Annotated in this window: 2 protein-coding genes; both read right to left on the minus strand. The window is 42.2% G+C overall.

Annotation, left to right across the window (positions count from 1 at the left end; all coding sequences use genetic code 11):
* Positions 1-247: 247 nt before the first annotated feature.
* Positions 248-694 carry a hypothetical protein gene (locus DP116_RS17690; RefSeq protein WP_169156421.1) on the minus strand — a complete coding sequence of 149 codons (447 nt, stop codon included), beginning with the start codon at positions 692-694 and terminating at the stop codon, positions 248-250.
* Between the two features lie 272 nt (positions 695-966).
* A partial coding sequence (locus DP116_RS17695; protein ID WP_211173345.1) for a hypothetical protein occupies positions 967-1,562 on the minus strand: 596 nt, incomplete at its 5' end.

Here is a 1,562-nt window from a genome sequence, read left to right on the forward strand (position 1 = left end):
ATTTTGTTTTGAGTATGAACTATTTGAAATCCAAACAAAATAGTCCCCTGCGAATTAGAAGCATAAGACAGCAGGAGACAATTTAAATGGTTGATGTATTCCTGTTTTTAGTTTTAATGAAATTGCTACGATTGTTTACTACCTGTAGACAGACAGAATATTAAGTTTTTTTGTAAACATAACTACTATGATGAACTAAAAGTTAAGCTAACGCGCAAGACTTGGTTGTTTTTACCTAAAAAGAATGTCAAAAACTCTTAGATTGCCTTATAGAGCTAAATTTAGCTTGATTGGTTTCAAATATAGCTTTACTCTTCGCAAACTTAGATTGACTCTCAAGAAATTTGTTGTAATTTTCAGCCCTCTTCTTAAAATTTTCCGCCTGAAAATTTGCTAAATAGCTCTTTTCTTCAGCTAGTTCTTCAACAGTGTAAGTTTTATGTTTTTCACAATAGAGTTGAGGATCTGTTTGAGGTGAAATAATTTCCTGCTCAGATTCTAACTCAATTAAGTTGTTCCCAGGTTCTAACTCATTAACTTGATTATGATGGCTTGCTGGTTCAATATCTAAAGCTTTTTGTACTGCCTGTAAAATCTGAAAAGATTTTTGTATGACTTGATACAGACTTAGTTGCAAAGTGGTCACTTCTAAAGGCGTTATTTCCAGATCTCGGGTTATTGGGTCTTCACTCATAACCAGTTAATTGATGTACACTCTTGCCCATATATTGACAAATTTTTAGATTTCATTGAAAAAAGATTATATTTAGTTAGAAATGTTTATATTTAGCAATAGTTATTATTAGCAATAGCTACTGTACTGTCGTACTAAATAAAGGTAGATTGTCTTTTAAGACTGGCAGATAGGTGGATGAGCCTTGAGCTTCGAGCCTGTGCAAGTTAGTGTTAAAAAAAGTAAGGTGAGCACTGCTGCCCACCTTGGCGGATGATATTTGGTCAGTAGGACTACATCATGCCCATACCGCCCATGCCCATTCCCATTCCGCCCATGCCCATCCCGCCGTATGGCATGCCGTAACCGCCGCCCATACCGCCCATCCCGTACGGCATTCCGTAGCCGCCTCCATATGGCATGCCGTAGCCGCCGTTCATCATCATGTTGCCGACAGCCATGTTTGTCATTCCAGCCATGCCGGCTCCAGCGACTGTTGGTGCCATTTTCGCAACGCCCCCGAGAGCCTTGCCGAGCATGCTACCAACCCCGCCGCCCTTCTTGTGAGCGGTATCCATCGGCACTTGTGCCGCCATGTTGTTTGCTTCATTAGGATTTGGATAATCAGCTGTCCAACCAGGTTGCGTCGCTGGTGCTGAAGCTTGTGCTTGTCCGTACTGCATATTATTTTGCGGAGGCAACTGACCAGGCGCTTGCTGACTCACAGGAAATCCTTGCACTTGATTAGGCTGTATCGGCTGCGAAATATTTCCGAACGCAGGCTGCTGCCCGTAGCCTTGCTGCGCCTGAGTCTGGCTTGCGTCTTGGGCAGGATATGCAGGTTGTTGGTAATTTTGTTGCGGCATCGGCGATGAAGTTGCCGAATTTT

The sequence above is a fragment of the Brasilonema bromeliae SPC951 genome (assembly GCF_012912135.1).
GTDB classification, from domain to species: domain Bacteria; phylum Cyanobacteriota; class Cyanobacteriia; order Cyanobacteriales; family Nostocaceae; genus Brasilonema; species Brasilonema bromeliae.

What these genes read in the sequence shown, in the direction of transcription:
- DP116_RS17690 (WP_169156421.1), bottom strand. Translation starts at nt 694, where the DNA reads ATGAGTGAAGACCCAATAACCCGAGATCTGGAAATAACGCCTTTAGAA.